At 60.1% G+C, this 15,775-nt stretch carries 14 protein-coding genes and 1 riboswitch; of the genes, 8 read left to right on the top strand and 6 right to left on the bottom strand.

The genetic code is table 11. The annotated features are described in order from the left end of the window. The first annotated feature begins 164 nt into the window (after positions 1-164). Positions 165-1,400 carry a sodium:proton antiporter gene (locus tag CI807_RS04230; protein ID WP_095013838.1) on the top strand — a complete coding sequence of 412 codons (1,236 nt, stop codon included), beginning with the start codon at positions 165-167 and terminating at the stop codon, positions 1,398-1,400. Between the two features lie 20 nt (positions 1,401-1,420). Here CI807_RS04230 and CI807_RS04235 read toward each other — a convergent pair whose 3' ends face one another. After that, positions 1,421-2,290 carry a LysR substrate-binding domain-containing protein gene (locus CI807_RS04235; RefSeq protein ID WP_095013839.1) on the bottom strand — a complete coding sequence of 290 codons (870 nt, stop codon included), beginning with the start codon at positions 2,288-2,290 and terminating at the stop codon, positions 1,421-1,423. A gap of 91 nt (positions 2,291-2,381) precedes the next feature. On the opposite strand from CI807_RS04235, the gene CI807_RS04240 reads away from it, so the two are divergent. Together CI807_RS04240 and CI807_RS04245 are read left to right on the top strand one after the other, a co-directional pair. Further along, positions 2,382-2,795 carry a VOC family protein gene (locus CI807_RS04240; protein WP_095013840.1) on the top strand — a complete coding sequence of 138 codons (414 nt, stop codon included), beginning with the start codon at positions 2,382-2,384 and terminating at the stop codon, positions 2,793-2,795. A gap of 34 nt (positions 2,796-2,829) precedes the next feature. Further along, a complete protein-coding gene (locus CI807_RS04245; protein WP_256578710.1) occupies positions 2,830-4,119 on the top strand; it encodes a cation:dicarboxylate symporter family transporter in 1,290 nt (429 codons plus the stop codon). A gap of 55 nt (positions 4,120-4,174) precedes the next feature. On the opposite strand, the gene CI807_RS04250 is transcribed toward CI807_RS04245, so the two are convergent. The 3 genes from CI807_RS04250 to CI807_RS04260 all read right to left on the bottom strand — a co-directional run bounded on the left by CI807_RS04250 (position 4,175) and on the right by CI807_RS04260 (position 7,534). Then, positions 4,175-5,059 (bottom strand): formate/nitrite transporter family protein, encoded by an 885-nt coding sequence (locus tag CI807_RS04250; RefSeq protein WP_095013841.1) that lies wholly within the window; start codon positions 5,057-5,059, stop codon positions 4,175-4,177. A 71-nt stretch (positions 5,060-5,130) separates the two neighbouring features. Then, positions 5,131-7,041, bottom strand: coding sequence for a patatin-like phospholipase family protein (locus CI807_RS04255; RefSeq protein ID WP_095013842.1), 1,911 nt, complete (start codon positions 7,039-7,041; stop codon positions 5,131-5,133). Positions 7,042-7,141: 100 nt separating this feature from the next. Then, positions 7,142-7,534 carry an acyl-CoA thioesterase gene (locus tag CI807_RS04260; RefSeq protein ID WP_016977737.1) on the bottom strand — a complete coding sequence of 131 codons (393 nt, stop codon included), beginning with the start codon at positions 7,532-7,534 and terminating at the stop codon, positions 7,142-7,144. Between the two features lie 198 nt (positions 7,535-7,732). Next, positions 7,733-7,838: riboswitch (S-adenosyl-L-homocysteine riboswitch) on the top strand. Between the two features lie 21 nt (positions 7,839-7,859). Between CI807_RS04260 and ahcY the strand changes: the two genes are divergently transcribed. From ahcY to CI807_RS04285, 5 genes are all read left to right on the top strand, one after another. After that, positions 7,860-9,269, top strand: coding sequence for an adenosylhomocysteinase (ahcY, locus tag CI807_RS04265; RefSeq protein WP_016977735.1), 1,410 nt, complete (start codon positions 7,860-7,862; stop codon positions 9,267-9,269). 172 nt (positions 9,270-9,441) lie between these two features. Beyond that, the gene (metF, locus tag CI807_RS04270) at positions 9,442-10,287 is read left to right on the top strand and encodes a methylenetetrahydrofolate reductase [NAD(P)H] (protein ID WP_095013843.1); all 846 of its coding nucleotides are present in this window, start codon (positions 9,442-9,444) and stop codon (positions 10,285-10,287) included. Positions 10,288-10,368: 81 nt separating this feature from the next. After that, complete coding sequence (locus CI807_RS04275) at positions 10,369-11,451, top strand: hypothetical protein (protein ID WP_095013844.1); 1,083 nt, start codon at positions 10,369-10,371, stop codon at positions 11,449-11,451. A gap of 63 nt (positions 11,452-11,514) precedes the next feature. After that, on the top strand, positions 11,515-12,306 hold the full coding sequence (locus CI807_RS04280; protein WP_095013845.1) for an ABC transporter substrate-binding protein: 792 nt from the start codon (positions 11,515-11,517) through the stop codon (positions 12,304-12,306). 221 nt (positions 12,307-12,527) lie between these two features. Continuing rightward, positions 12,528-14,414: a DEAD/DEAH box helicase gene (locus tag CI807_RS04285; protein WP_095013846.1), complete on the top strand. Its 1,887-nt coding sequence runs from the start codon at positions 12,528-12,530 to the stop codon at positions 14,412-14,414. 67 nt (positions 14,415-14,481) lie between these two features. Here CI807_RS04285 and CI807_RS04290 read toward each other — a convergent pair whose 3' ends face one another. Next, positions 14,482-15,060, bottom strand: coding sequence for a YceI family protein (locus CI807_RS04290; protein WP_021492687.1), 579 nt, complete (start codon positions 15,058-15,060; stop codon positions 14,482-14,484). 32 nt (positions 15,061-15,092) lie between these two features. Further along, positions 15,093-15,644, bottom strand: a complete 552-nt coding sequence (locus CI807_RS04295) for a cytochrome b (protein ID WP_028618276.1) — start codon at positions 15,642-15,644, stop codon at positions 15,093-15,095. Between the last annotated feature and the right edge of the window lie 131 nt (positions 15,645-15,775).

Below are 15,775 nucleotides of genomic sequence, written 5' to 3' on the forward strand. Positions count from 1 at the left end.
GATTAGAGTTTTAGCACTAAAAATACCAAACCGCACTCACCCGCTATGAGCCCTGGCTCGCCCAAAGGTTCTATGGCGTTTTATCCAATGCCTTGCAACATCGCGCCGCTGGCGCGGTCCATCCCCCCAACAATGCACTGCCACCCAACTTCCAAGGACCCCGGATGCTTGAACTTGTCGCCGCCTTTATTTGCCTCACCACCCTGCTCACTTATGTGAACTTCCGCTTTATCGGCCTGCCACCCACCATCGGAGTAATGGTCACGGCCCTAGTGTTTTCGCTGATCCTGCAAGGGTTGAGCGTTCTCGGTTACCCAGGCCTGGAAGAGCGTATCCAGCAGTTGATCGGCCAGATCGACTTCGGCGACTTGCTGATGAACTGGATGCTCTCGTTCCTGCTGTTCGCCGGCGCCTTGCACGTGAACCTGAACGACCTGCGCAGCTACCGCTGGCCCATCGGCCTGCTGGCGACCTTCGGCGTACTGATCGCAACCGTAGTGATCGGCAGCCTGGCGTACTACATCTTCGCCCTGTTCGGCTGGCATGTGAGCTTCCTTTACTGCCTGCTGTTCGGCGCGCTGATCTCGCCTACCGACCCGATTGCGGTGTTGGGTGTGCTGCGTACAGCCAACGCCTCGAAACCGCTGAAAACCACCATCGTTGGTGAGTCGCTGTTCAACGATGGCACCGCCGTGGTGGTCTTCACCGTATTGCTGGGCATCGCTCAATTGGGTGAAGCACCGACCGTCGGGGCCACTGCCATGCTGTTCGCCCATGAAGCCATCGGCGGCGTGGTATTCGGCGGACTGATCGGCTACCTGGTCTACCTGATGATCAAGAGCATCGAGCAGCACCAGATCGAAGTCATGCTGACCCTCGCCCTGGTGATCGGCGGTTCAGCAATGGCCACCGAGCTGCATGTCTCTGCGCCGATTGCAATGGTGGTCGCCGGCCTGATCATCGGCAACCTGGGCCGCAAGCTGGCGATGAACGACATGACCCGTCGCTACCTCGACGGCTTCTGGGAGCTGCTCGACGACATGCTCAATGCGCTGCTGTTCGCGCTGATCGGCATGGAACTGCTGCTGTTGCCGTTCAATTGGCTGCATGTATTCGCCGCCAGCCTGCTGGCCGTGGCAATCCTGCTGTCGCGCTTGCTGACGGTGGCTCCGGCAATTCTGCTACTGCGGCGTTGGCGCACCGTGCCACGCGGCACCATCCGCATCCTGACTTGGGGCGGTTTGCGTGGCGGCGTCTCGGTGGCACTGGCACTGGCTTTGCCGCTGGGTCCGGAACGTGACCTGCTGCTTAGCATCACCTACATCGTGGTGTTGTCATCGATCTTGCTGCAGGGCTTGACCATTGGTCGAGTCGTAAAACGCGTAGCCGAGCCGCAGTGAGCCCGTGAGACTCCACGTTGCTAGTGCGCAGACGCTCTGCGCAGGTGTTCAAGCAGATGCCCCATCGCCACCGGGCGGCGCGGCGTCGAGCTATGCATGACAACCAAGTCCCGCGCATAGCGAGGCGCGTCGTCGACCGGCAAGACGGATAGGCCACTGCATGACATCCCCGCCCACTGCGGTACCAGTGATACCCCCATGCCTTGGGCAACGAGTATGGCAATGGTTTCCAAGGCATCCAGCTCGCACAACACCTGTGGATCAAAGGACTGGTCCTCCAGGTAACGCTGGGCAATCTGCCCACCCCACGACCGAGCGTCGTAGCGGATCAGTGGCTGTTCACGCAGCAATGCTTCCAACGTCCGCGTCCCCCACTCCGTGGGCGCAATCAGAACCAACGGTTCGACCCGCAACAAAGTCGCCGCCAACGCCTTGGGTGGCTGAAACGGTGGCCTGACAAGCAGCACCGCGTCCAATTCTTGGGTCAGCAATCGTTCATAGAGGCTTCTGGAGTCTCCTGGTGTGATCTTTAGCCTGAGCCTCGGTGCCGACAGCGCCATTCGCTCGATCGCCTCTGGCAGGACGCCGGTTAATGCCGTTGAAACAGCACCGACCTTGATCTCTCCCGATAAGCCATCCTGGCTCAGGTCCTCCTGCAACTCACGCGCCTGCTCAATGACGGCCTGAATTTTTGGTAACAACAGCAGGCACTGGTCCGAGGCACACGCACCGTGCGCCGTGCGCATAAGCAGCGTGCAACCCAGTGTCCGCTCAAGCGCCTTGATCCGTTGGCTGATCGCCGCCGCCGTACGGTTTTCACGTCGTGCGGCCGCAGCAATGGAGCCGGCTTCAATGACGGCAACCAGGCTTCTCAGGAATCGAACATCCATAAGTTTTCCTTTCGCTCAGACCAAGGCGAATCCGTTTTACCCGGATACACGGCCTGTTTAATTTGAGGGCTCCCCCACCCGGAGATTCCCCATGAACAGACCTTTCCACGCTGCATACCATGTTTATGACCTAAACCAGGCGCGCATTTTTTATCGAGATGTTTTGGGCTGCACGGAAGGCCGTAGCAGCGAGACCTGGATCGACTTCGATTTTTTCGGCAACCAGCTTTCACTGCACCTGGGCACGCCCTTTCCCACCACGCGTACCGGCCTGGTAGGTGAGCATCATGTCCTGATGCCGCATCTTGGCGTCGTGCTGCCGCTTGATGAGTGGACGGTACTGGCCGAACGCCTCACCCAACTGGGTATGCCCTTCGAGATCCCGCCCGTGATCCGCTTCGCCGGCGAGCCGGGCGAACAACGCACCCTGTTTTTTCTCGACCCCAGTGGCAACCCCATCGAAGTAAAAGGCTTCAAGGACTTCGCAGGATTGTTCGCGCAGTAAATCCCTGATAACGAAAACAATAAAGGGCAACCCCATGACCATCAGAAAACCAACCAGCCTTGTCACCCGCATCATGATCGGCCTCGCGGCCGGGATAATTGTCGGCATCCTGCTCAACCAGTTTCCCGAACATAAGGCCTGGTTCATTGACAATCTGCTGCAACCGGCAGGCGACTTGTTCATCAGGCTAATGAAGATGATCGTCGTACCTTTGGTCTTCGCTTGCATGACGGTCGGCATTGCCGGCATGGGCAATCCTGCCGCCCTGGGGCGCGTCGGCATCAAGACCTTCGTGTATTTCTTCACGATCACCAGTATTGCAATCGTGTTCGGCCTGGTGGTTGCCAATGTCGTCGAGCCAGGCGCAGGTGCCGAGTTCGCCAGCACGCTGCAGACGCCGGTAACAGGGCTGGTCGCCAACGGCACGACGCAGAATCTGGGTCAAACGCTGCTGGCGATTGTGCCGGATAATGTCGTCCTGGCCATGTCACAGGGCAAGCTGCTCTCGGTGCTGTTTTTCGCCATTCTGTTCGGCTGTGCGCTGTCCCTGCTGCCGGAGGAGCGCAAAGCACCGTTGATCAGCGTGATGCAAGGCGTCTCCGACACCATGTTCAAAGTCACCCACCTGGTCATGCACTACTCGCCGATTGGCATTTTCGGGCTGATCGCGGTCACTGTCGCCAGCTATGGCCTCAATGCCTTGCTGCCATTGGCCAAGCTGATCGGCACGACGTATGTGGCGGTGCTGTTATTTGCACTGTGCGTGTTGGGCGCCGTCGCACGGCTGGCGGGGGTACGCTTTTTCCACTTGGTGCGAGAAATACGCAGTGAGTTGCTGCTGGCCTATAGCAGCGCCGCCTCGGCAACGGTGATGCCTCAACTGATCGAGAAGATGGAGCGCTATGGCGCGCCACGCCCTATCACCAGCATGGTTATCCCGCTGGGCTACTCGTTCAACCTGGACGGTGCATCGCTGTTTGCCGCCCTGGGCACATTGTTCATCGCCCAAGCGTATGGCATCGACTTGAGCCTGGCAGATCAGGGCATGCTGATATTGATCATGGTGTTGACGTCGAAGGGTGCCGCCGGCGTACCCGGCTTCATGTTTATCATCCTTACTGCGACCTTGACCACGGCAGGGCTCCCCGTGGAGGGCGTGGCGATCATCGCAGGGGTCTATCGCCTGATGGATATGCCGGTCACGGCATTGAACGTGTTGGGCAACGCGTTGGCCCCTCTGGTGATTGCCCGCTGGGAGGGTCAATTGAAGGCGCCTGACAGTACAACAGCGGTCGAGCCCGCCAGCGCACCGTTCAACGCCTGAAGGCTCTAAACCATGTACTCCGCAGAGAATGTGCTGGATTCTTTGCGGGGCAAAATCACCTCTTTTCCCTACGCTGAAGCCCTTCTTGGCTGGAGTGAACAGCAGAAGGCACCTTGCTTTCGCTGCGAATCTGCGCATGGCTGATCAGCGCAAAGATAAAGCTGCCACCAATGATATTGCCCGCCAGTGTCGGCCCGGCGAATACCAGCCAGAAGTCCTTCCACGGCAACTCGCCGGCAAACACCAGGTATGAAACCTCGGCCGAGCCGACAACGATGTGGGTGAAGTCGCCCAAAGCCATCAGGTAAGTGATGAGGATAATGATCCACATCTTGGCGCTTTCCATGGACGGAATCATCCACACCATGGTGGCGATCATCCAGCCGGAGACGATGCCCTTGGCGAACATCTGGCCAGCGTCGTTCTCCATGATCTTACGGCCGATTTCGAGGAAGGCCAGGTCGGTCTTGGTGTCGAATATCGGCAGGTGCAGCATCACATAAGCCACCAGCAAAGTGCCGCACAGGTTGCCCACCAGCACCACTGTCCATAGCCGCAATAGTCGCCCGGCGTTGCCCAGCGTAGGCTTGCTCATCACCGGCAGTACGGCCGTCAAGGTGTTCTCGGTGAACAATTGCTGACGCGCGAGGATCACCGCAAGAAAGCCTGCGCAGTAACCAAAGCTGGCGATCACCTTAAAGGCTTCGCCATCCGGCAGGCGCGAGTTGAGCAACCCCATGGCCATCAGCGACAATCCCATGGTCAGCCCGGCGGCGAGCGCCGACCACCACAAGGCCGCGACACTGCGCTCCAGTTCCTGATCGCCCTGGGTGCGGATGATTTCATGCAGAACCGCCGCGCGAGGCGGCTGGTTCTTGTCGACGTCCTGCTGCTCTTCCTGCGACAGGTTGGGGGTCTTGCCGTCTGCTTGAGTGGCCATGATGTTCCAGAGTCCGAGGGGTGCCTGTAGCTACGACACGCCGCGACGGTGGCTGTTCAGTGGCCAGGCAACTAAACCGGGATGCGCCAGGCCTTGGCTGCTTCCACAGTGGAAGAGCTGAACGGGACACTCCAGGGTTTATTGCGCGCCTTGTAGTATTTGACGATGCCGTCGAGCACGTTGTTGAACGCCTGTGGTGTCTTGGCATCCGCCAAGTCACGTGCCGCCCGTCCTAGCAGCTCGACGTTGGCCGCTGGCTGGCCCGGGCGGTAAAGCGACGGGTAGATGACCTCACGCGTAAAGTTCTCGGCTTTCACCGCGATATCGCGCCGCTTCATTTCAGCCACACCACTGGCCACGACTTTGGACGGGGGGGAAGCCGTGTCTTGCTTGGCGGCCACCTGCAACAGTTGCTGGAAATTGTGTTGCCCTGCCGCGTTGAGCCGCCGCCCCAACCACTCGATGTGCTCCGGCCGATGGGCGAGTACATCGAGATTGCGCAATGCAGCCGCCAACTTCGGCGTGATCTTCAGCGAGTCGCTGGCTTGATTCGCTTCAGCAATCGCACTGTCCAAGGCCTGCAACACTTGCAACGCAGTCTTGCGAAACAGCAGCACATCGGCAGCCGCCGGATCTTTCGCCAACTGACCCTGCACACTGGCCAGCATCTCGTCGTCCATCGCCAGCACCGCGTCCTCCAATGAAGCAAACGGATATTGCTCACGCACCTCCCCGCGTTTTTCCAGATGCACCGCCACCGCCTGACGGGCCTTTGCCTGCAGGTGTTCTTTCTGCTCGGGCGTCATGGTGAAGTTGACGGTGCCGTTGAGCATGCCGCGAAAGTCGCCTTTGTCCGTGTTCAGCGGCAAGGTCACCGTTTGGTCGGCATAGGCTTTGAGCCGTTCGTCCTGATACGCCTCGGCGGCCGAGTGTGGCGTGCCGGTGATTTTGTCGACGATGCTGCTGATAAATCCGCCGCTTTTTTTCGGCGTGGCTTCCTCGGACTCAAACTTGACGACCAAGGACTCAGGCTGGTTCAACGGACCTTGCGGCGGTGGCTGCCCGACCACGCCAGGTGCGGGCGTATTGGCGAGCAGCCCACCGTCCTGGAAAGCCGTGACCTCAGCCACTTGCTGGAACCCATGGCCTTGCTCTTGCGGGCTCTTGAACAACCCCGGCAGCGCGCCTGAAATACGGGCGGCGCGGGCGATATCCATGTCCGGTGTCAGGCTGGCGTTGAACACCACCAATTGCGGGCGGCCGTCGAACATGCCGGTGCCGGTGATGTTGAGTTGCTTGATCGCGGGAATATGGCGGCTCAACACGTCAAGGTCACGAAAGGTCGGCGCACCACCGGCGCTCAGCCTGTCGGCAATCTTCATGACTTCGGCGGGCCGGGTTTCCCTGGGCATGTCAGCGATATGGGCAAGGATAGATTTGCGCGACTCATTGCGCATCATCTCTTCAAGGGGAGACGCCTCGGTTTGCAGGCGCGGCAGCATGGTCAGCAACAGTTGGGAAATGTTGCCGGCCGCGCCAGGCAAACGTCCGGCTAGTTGCCCGAGTTTGGTGCTGATCGTTTGCAGCCAGGCCGTCACCGGGTCTTTGCTGTTGAGCAGGCTGGGCAGGTCGATGCTGTTCGACAGCTCGCCGAACGCCTTGGCGTCCATGCCACTGGCCAGCAGCGTTGCGGAAATCGCCCCGGCGGACGAGCCGGAAATCACCTTCATCCCTTGCAGCTTCTTGCCCTCTTCCAGCGCCTGCACCATCCCCGGAAAAGCGATGCCCTTGGCGCCGCCGCCGCTGAGCACCAGATGGCTGGGCGGGGGCGTTGACACTGCCACCTCCACTCGCCCATCGCTATGACGATAAAGGCTCAACTTGCGTGGGCCTACGCCTGCGACCAGAGGCGTCTTCACGTCCTGGTCGATTTTTCGAGGCGACAGCGGTTGGATCTGGACAGGCGAACTGGACACTTTCATACACAGGCTCTCTCTTCAGGATGTAGCCCTGAGTGATGAGAGCGCCTGGGAAAGATCCGTGCGGAATGATTTGGTAAAGCAAATCAAACCCGCGCAGGGGTTACTCGTCCTGAAACTGATCCTTCACGTATTTGATCTCGGTACGCCCATGAGGCGCTGGCAAGCCGTCTTCACCAAGATTGACGAAGACCATTTTCTCCACGGTCAGGATGCTTTTGCGGGTGATCTTGTTGCGCACTTCGCACGTCAGGGTGATGGAAGTACGGCCAAACTCGGTGGCGGTGATGCCCAATTCGATGATGTCGCCCTGGCGCGAAGCGCTGACAAAGTTTATTTCGGAGATGTACTTGGTCACCACGCGCTGGTTGCCCAGTTGTACGATGGCGTAGATCGCCGCTTCTTCGTCGATCCAGCGCAGCAGGCTGCCACCGAACAGGGTGCCGTTGGGGTTGAGGTCTTCGGGTTTTACCCATTTGCGGGTGTGGAAGTTCATGGTCACTCCAAAGCGTCTTGCCGAATGATGGGCAACATCATGGCAGAGCCTGGGCCCAAGCTCTATGCGCCATTGCCTATCAACCCCATCGGCGATCTTCATATGGCCGACGGAAAGGCTTGGGAAGTCTGGCGCACACAGCTATAATCGGCGCCGTTTCAAAACGGTCATCTCTAGTTGATACCGTTCTCCCGCCACCTGTCCGAGGGGCGCTGCAGCAGGTTCAACCTGTCAGGCTCGGATGGGGCGTTGTCCGGCCTGGTTAGCCAGCTGGATACTAAACGCACAACGGCGCCCATTCGCACACTACGAATGGAGGCTCTTCATGAGCGCAGTAAACACGCCTGCAGATTTCAACGACTACAAAGTCGCCGACATGTCCCTCGCTGCCTGGGGCCGTCGCGAAACCTTTATCGCCGAATCCGAAATGCCAGCCCTGATGGGTCTGCGCCGCAAGTACGCCGCTGAGCAGCCGCTCAAAGGCGCGAAGATCCTCGGCTGCATCCACATGACCATCCAGACTGCCGTGCTGATCGAAACCCTGGTTGCCCTGGGTGCCGAAGTGCGTTGGTCGTCCTGCAACATTTTCTCGACTCAAGACCAGGCCGCTGCCGCTATCGCCGCTGCCGGTATCGCCGTATTCGCCTGGAAAGGCGAGACCGAAGAAGAGTACGAGTGGTGCCTGGAGCAAACCATCCTCAAGGATGGCGCACCTTGGGATGCCAACATGATCCTTGACGACGGTGGCGACCTGACCGAGCTGCTGCACAAGAAGTATCCGCAGATCCTGGACCGCGTCCACGGTGTGACCGAAGAAACCACCACCGGCGTACACCGTCTGCTGGACATGCTGGCCAAGGGCGAGCTGAAAATCCCGGCCATCAACGTCAACGACTCGGTGACCAAGAGCAAGAACGACAACAAGTACGGCTGCCGTCACAGCCTGAACGATGCTATCAAGCGCGGTACCGACCATCTGCTGTCGGGCAAGCAAGCCCTGGTGATCGGCTACGGTGACGTGGGCAAGGGTTCGTCCCAGTCCCTGCGTCAGGAAGGCATGATCGTTAAAGTCTCCGAAGTTGACCCGATCTGCGCCATGCAAGCCTGCATGGACGGTTTCGAAGTGGTTTCGCCGTTCATCAACGGTCAGAACGACGGCACCGAGGCCAGCATCGACAAGGCGCTGCTGGGCAAAATCGACCTGATCGTGACCACCACCGGCAACGTGAATGTTTGCGACGCGAACATGCTCAAGGCCCTGAAGAAGCGTGCTGTTGTCTGCAACATCGGCCACTTCGACAACGAAATCGACACCGCTTTCATGCGCAAGAACTGGGCATGGGAAGAAGTGAAGCCACAGGTACACAAGGTTCACCGTACCGGTGCAGGCGATTTCGACCCGCAGAACGACGACTACCTGATCCTGCTGGCTGAAGGCCGCCTGGTTAACCTGGGCAACGCCACTGGCCACCCAAGCCGCATCATGGACGGCTCGTTCGCCAACCAGGTACTGGCGCAGATCTTCCTGTTCGGCCAGAAGTACGCCGACCTGTCGCCTGCCCAGAAGGCCGAGCGCCTGACCGTGGAAGTATTGCCGAAGAAACTCGACGAAGAAGTGGCCCTGGAAATGGTCCGCGGCTTCGGCGGCGTAGTGACTCAACTGACCAAGACCCAGGCCGACTACATCGGCGTGACCGTCGAAGGCCCGTTCAAGCCGCACGCTTACCGTTACTGATTTGCCTGCTGCCCGCCCTCCGTGTGAGGGCGAGCTTTTGTAAGAGCTGGCTTGCCGGCGATGGTTTCACCTCGGTTTTGCTGAGCCACCGAGGCGCCTGCATCGCCGGCAAGCCAGCTCCTACATGAATTGCGCACGTCTTTCAGGCCTTTGAGTTTCCAAGGATACGACCATGTCCCAAGATCGTCGCTACAGCTTCGAGTTCTTCCCGACCAAGACCGATGCTGGGCATGAAAAACTGATGGCCACGGCCACCCAGTTGGCCAGCTACAACCCCGACTTCTTTTCCTGCACCTACGGCGCCGGCGGCTCGACCCGTGACCGCACGATCAACACCGTCCTGCAGCTGGAAAGCCAAGTCAAAGTTCCCGCCGCTCCGCACTTGTCGTGTGTGGGCGACAGCAAGGCCGACCTGCGCGGCCTGCTGATCCAATACAAAAGCGCTGGCATCAAGCGCATCGTCGCCCTGCGCGGCGACCTGCCGTCCGGCATGGGCATGGCCAGTGGTGAGTTGCGCCACGCCAATGACCTGGTGAGCTTCATCCGTGAAGAAACCGGCGATCACTTCCATATCGAAGTGGCGGCTTATCCGGAGATGCACCCCCAGGCACATAGTTTCGAAGACGATCTGCAGAATTTCGTGCGCAAGGCCAACGCCGGCGCCGACAGCGCGATCACCCAGTACTTCTTCAACGCCGACAGCTACTTCTATTTCGTCGAGCGCGTGCGGGCGATGGGCGTGAATATCCCGATCGTGCCAGGCATCATGCCGATCACCAATTACAGCAAGCTGGCGCGCTTCTCCGACGCCTGCGGTGCCGAGATCCCACGCTGGGTACGTAAGCAACTGGAAGCCTATGGCGACGACGTCAAGAGCATCCAGGCGTTTGGCGAGCAGGTCATCACCACAATGTGTGAAGAATTGTTGCAAGGTGGCGCACCCGGCTTGCATTTCTATACCCTGAACCAGGCTGAGCCGAGCCTTGCTATCTGGAACAACCTCAAGCTGCCGCGCTGAGGTCGTTCCAGCTACATCCGGCCCTCGTTTATACGGGGGCTTTTTTTGTTCAAACACTCCCGGAATGGAAGCCAGCAGTAAATGAATACAGCATCCCCGACTCCTCGCCCGCAGCTGGTTTACCTGGTATTCGGCGCCGAGACCTATCATCAGGAAGCGGTATTCAGCATCGCCAGCGCACTTGCGCATCTGGGCACTACACAGAACATGCCGTTGGATATCCAGGTGTTCAGCGATAACCCAACGCCCTACGCGGGCTTGCCGGTGCAGGTCCATACACTGGACGATGCCACGCGCAAACGCTGGAGTGAGCCCCATGGTTACCATTTCCGTACCAAACATGTGTTATTGCGCAAGGTACTCGAAACCGCAGAACGCGCGCTGCTGATCGACACGGACACGTTTTTCCACGATTCGCCCATGGCGCTGTTTGAACGCGTCGCCCCCGGCACCTTGCTGTGCAACGCGTTCCACTCCAAATACGGCGACAACTGCGAAAGTGTGCTGTATGAAGCCCTGGCCGAATACCTGGCGGACAAGGGTGTCGCCGACGACGATATGTGGCTGCTCAACTCCGGCGTCATGGGCCTGGGCCGGCAGGACGCGCACCTGCTGGATCAGTCGATCGAGCTGATGGACGAGCTGTTTCCAATGGCCCAAGGTGCCTACACCCTGGAAGAGTTCTGCCTGTCGGTGGCCGCGTACCGCCAAGTCAACGTGCGCCAGTGCCCGGACCTGATCCACCACTATTGGAGCCGCAAACAGCTGTTTCGCGCCAAGGTCAAAGCGTGGATCACCAAGCACGCCGCCGCGCCCATCAGCGCCGAGGCGCTGGCCGATACACGCAAGGTTTCCGCCCACCTGCCCCGCCCACCGCGCCTGCAGCGCCTGATGTACAAGCTGATCACCCTGGCACTGCCCAAGCGCAAGCAGCAATTCATCCGCGAGATTCTCTACGGCTGCTACGAACACGAAAATGAATTCGACCAGGCCTGTGGCCCGGTTTGGTGGGACAAGGCGCGGCAGAACCAGGAAGAACGCCAAAAATGCCCGGTGGACGCGCACCAACTGGAGCATTGGTTCGCCAACCCCCTGGTGCGTCTTATTCTCGGCGAGCGGCGCACCGCTATCTATGAGCACCTGATGACCTCAGAGGCGAAATAACATCGCCCGCAGATGCGTGTGCCAGAGCTTCTCTTTAAGGCAGGAGCATCGTAACCTCAGGGCATGCCCATCATTCTGAAGCTTGTGACCGCTGCCCTTTTTACTTGCCTGAGCCTGGCCGCTTACGGCGAGAAACTGCGCATTGTCACCGAGCCCTGGGCGCCCTACGTGTATGAACAACAGGGCACCATGCAGGGGCTGGACTACGAAGCCACGGTGATCGTGTTCCAACGCTTGGGCGTGGAAGTGCAATGGCAGTTCCTGCCCTGGAAGCGCTGCCTGGCGATGCTCGACCAAGGCCATGCCGACGGAGCGCTGGATATTTTCCATAGCCACGAGCGCGACGCCTTGCTGCTGTACCCCAGCGAACCGCTGTCGGAGGTGGAATTCGTACTGTTCTACGCCAACGAGCGCCCCCACCCCGCCCAAAGCCTCGAAGACCTGCGCGGCCTTACCGTCGGCACATCGCCGGGCTACCTGTACGGTGCCGGGTTCACTGAATCCACCCTCTTCAATCGCGAACCGGCCCCCAGCCATGAGGCCAACTTCGGTAAGTTGATGCTCGGCCGTATCGACCTGCTGATCACCGACCGTCGCGTGGGCCAGCATGTGATCAAGGCGCTGGGGCTGGAGGGTAAGGTCAGCCAGGCGCCGGTCGTGATCAGTCGCCAGCAGCAGTTCCTCGCTGTGCGCCGTGGCGCGGGCATGGACCTGCTGGTGCAACGCTTTGCGGCCGAGCTCAGGCGCTTCAAACAAGAGCCGGCCTATAGCGCCTTGAGTGCCAAATATGGTGGAATCCTGACAATTACGGCACCTGGACGCACCGTTGAGCAGCAGGAAAGCAGCGCGCCGTGATTGCTCTGTTATACTCCGGCCTTTCCGCCAGGCTCACGCCCGGCCGCTGAGGTCTTGAAAAAGGCACCCAACCCCGCTACAGCGCAGCTTTCAGCCCGCGCGAGCCGGTGGAGTGCCCGCCAGACGCAGCAGGACCGGACGGGGTTGCGCTCCCCTAAGCGCCATTCACGCCCGGCAAGATTATCCCTTTGGGCCAAGCCCTAACTAAAACAGGATTACTCATGTCCTTTGCTTCCCTCGGTCTCTCCGAGGCTTTAGTCCGCGCCATCGAGGCAGCGGGCTATACCGAGCCTACTCCGGTGCAACAGCGGGCCATTCCCGCCGTGTTGCAAGGTCGCGACCTGATGGTTGCGGCTCAGACAGGTACTGGTAAAACCGGCGGCTTCGCCCTCCCGATTCTGGAGCGGTTGTTCCCCAACGGTCACCCGGACAAATCCCAGCGTCATGGCCCGCGCCAACCACGCGTACTGGTCCTGACCCCAACCCGCGAACTCGCCGCCCAGGTGCACGACAGCTTCAAGCTGTATGCCCGCGACTTGAAGTTCGTCAGCGCCTGCATCTTCGGCGGTGTCGGCATGAACCCACAGGTTCAGGCCATGTCCCGTGGCGTCGACGTACTGGTGGCCTGCCCTGGTCGCTTGCTCGACCTGTGTGGCCAAGGCAGCGTCGACTTGTCCCACGTGGAAATCCTCGTGTTGGACGAAGCCGACCGCATGCTCGACATGGGCTTTGTCCATGACGTGAAAAAGGTCCTCGCCCGCCTGCCGGCCAAACGTCAGAACCTGCTGTTCTCTGCAACGTTCTCCCAGGACATCACTGCCCTGGCCGGCAAGCTGCTGCACAATCCGGAGCGCATCGAAGTCACGCCGCCGAACACCACGGTCGAGCGTATCGAGCAACGTGTGTTCCGCCTGGCCGCCAGCCACAAGCGTGCGCTGCTGGCCCACCTGATCACCGCCGGCGCGTGGGAACAGGTGCTGGTCTTCACCCGTACCAAGCACGGCGCCAACCGCCTGGCCGAGTACCTGGACAAGCACGGCCTCACCGCCGTCGCCATCCACGGCAACAAGAGCCAGAACGCGCGCACCAAGGCCCTGGCTGACTTCAAGGCCGGCACCGTACGCATCCTGGTCGCCACCGATATCGCTGCCCGCGGCCTGGATATCGATCAGTTGCCACACGTGGTCAACTTCGAGCTGCCGAACGTCGATGAAGATTACGTGCACCGTATCGGCCGCACCGGCCGTGCCGGTCGTTCGGGTGAAGCCATCTCCCTGGTTGCGCCGGACGAAGAAAAACTGCTGAAAAGCATCGAACGCATGACCAAGCAGAAAATCGCCGACGGCGACCTGATGGGCTTCGACGCCAGCGCCGTTGAGGCCGAGAAGCCTGAAGCGCGCGAGCGTCCGGACGTGCGCAACCCGCGCAACCCACGCGGTCCGAAGGGCGATGGCCCGAACGGTGGCGGCGGCGGCGGCGGTCGTCGCGACAAGGGCAAGGACAAAGGCGGTAAGGAAAAAGCGCCCACAAATGGCCGTGGCGAGCGTCCAGCCCGCGAGCAAAAGCCACGTGAAGGTACCCCAGCCCGCGAACAGCGCCAGCCGAGCCAACCGCCACGCGCCGCTGCCGACCGTGCACCGGACGAGTTCCTCGACGACGACGTGGATAACTTCGGTAACCGCGTTGACTACGTGCCACAGGCCAAACCGGCCCAAGGCCGTGGCCGTCGTCCAGGTGCTCCGGCACAGGGCGCTGGCACTGGCGCTCCACGTGGCGGCCAGCCACAAGGTGGTCGCCAGAACGGCCCGCGCAACAGCAGCGGCGGCACCACCGGTACGCCACCTGCCAAGCGCAACGGCCCGCGTAACGGTGCCCCCCGTGACGGCCAGGCTCGCCGCGAAGACTCGCGCAGCAACAACCGTCGCCCAGCCCGTGACGACCAGCCTCGCTCGTCCGAACCGGCCGTGCAGAACCCACGCGGTGGCCCGGCGCCAAAGATCATCCACAAGGAGTCGAAGGCGGATCGCTTCCCGACACCCGAGCAGTTGGATCAACTGCCAGGCCGTCCTCGTGGTGAAAAGCCAGCACTGCTGACCCGCAACCGCTGAGTTTTGTAGCCCAATAAAAAATGCCCTGTATCTTTCGATGCGGGGCATTTTTTTGTGCAGGCAGAAATTACTTCTGCTTCACACCTTCCAGCGAGATGTCCAGGTCCACAGTCTGCGAGGACGGGCCTGGGCCTTTGATGCCAAAGTCGTTCAGGTTGACAGTGGTCTTGGCGTTGAAGCCGGCACGCTCGCCGCCCCACGGGTCTTTGCCCTCACCGTTGAAGGTAGCCTTGAAGGTCACCGGCTTGGTCACGCCGTGGAAGGTCAGGTCGCCGGTCACGTCAGCAGTTTTGTCGCCGGTGGACTTGACTGCGGTGGAGACAAACTTGGCGTCAGCGAACTTGGCCACGTCCAGGAAATCTTTGCTGGCGATGTGCTTGTCACGCTCGGCGTGGTTGGACCACAGGCTGGCGGTTTTCACGTCGACCGCGATTTTGCTGGCCTCAGGCTTGGCGGCATCCCAGCTAAAGGTGCCATCCCAATCCTTGAAGGTACCGTGGATGAAGCTATAGCCCAGGTGGCTGATTTTCCAGTCGATGAAGGCGTGCTGGCCTTCTTTATCGATCTTGTAGTCAGCAGCCATCACCTGGCCTGCGGACAGCAGGGCAGTACCGATTGCCAGAGCGGCGAGGGTCTTTTTCAACATGCGTTCTATTCCTTGTGAGTCGAGGTTGAACATCAGGCTTTGCGCCCCAGCATACGAACCAGGGTCGCATCACGGTCAATGAAGTGGTGTTTCAACGCAGCAACGCCGTGCAAGCCGGCGAAGACCACCAACACCCAAGCGAGGTACAGATGCACCAAGCCGGCGTTATCTGCCTGGTCCGGTAGTCCGGAAACAACGGCAGGAATCTCAAACAGGCCAAACACCGGGATACCGACACCGTCTGCGGTGGAAATCAGGTAACCGGCGATCATCACGGCAAACAACCCGAGATACAGGAACCCGTGGCCGAAGGCAGCGCCGATACGGGTCATGCGGCTGTAGCTGGCCAGCGGTGGCGGCGGCGGGCTCACCAGGCGCCAGACAATACGCACCAGCATGATGGCGAACAGCGTGATGCCAATGCTCTTGTGCAAATCCGGCGCGTCTTTACGCCAGGCGCTGTAGTAGTCGAGACCGACCATCCACAAGCCCAGGGCGAACAAGCCAAACACCACCAGGGCCACGCCCCAGTGCAAAACCATGCTGACCCAGCCATAGCGGGCCGGAGAATTGCGTAACTGCATGTACTTAATCCCGTAGTAGTGCGCCCAAGACTAGCGATTTACCTATCGAATTAAAGCGGAAAATTTCGCTTTGAAATATCGAGAAATACGATCTTGAGGGTATGAAGCGTAAATTAACATCGGATTAAGGA

The sequence above is a fragment of the Pseudomonas sp. NS1(2017) genome, assembly GCF_002269425.1.
In the GTDB taxonomy this organism is placed as follows: domain Bacteria; phylum Pseudomonadota; class Gammaproteobacteria; order Pseudomonadales; family Pseudomonadaceae; genus Aquipseudomonas; species Aquipseudomonas reactans.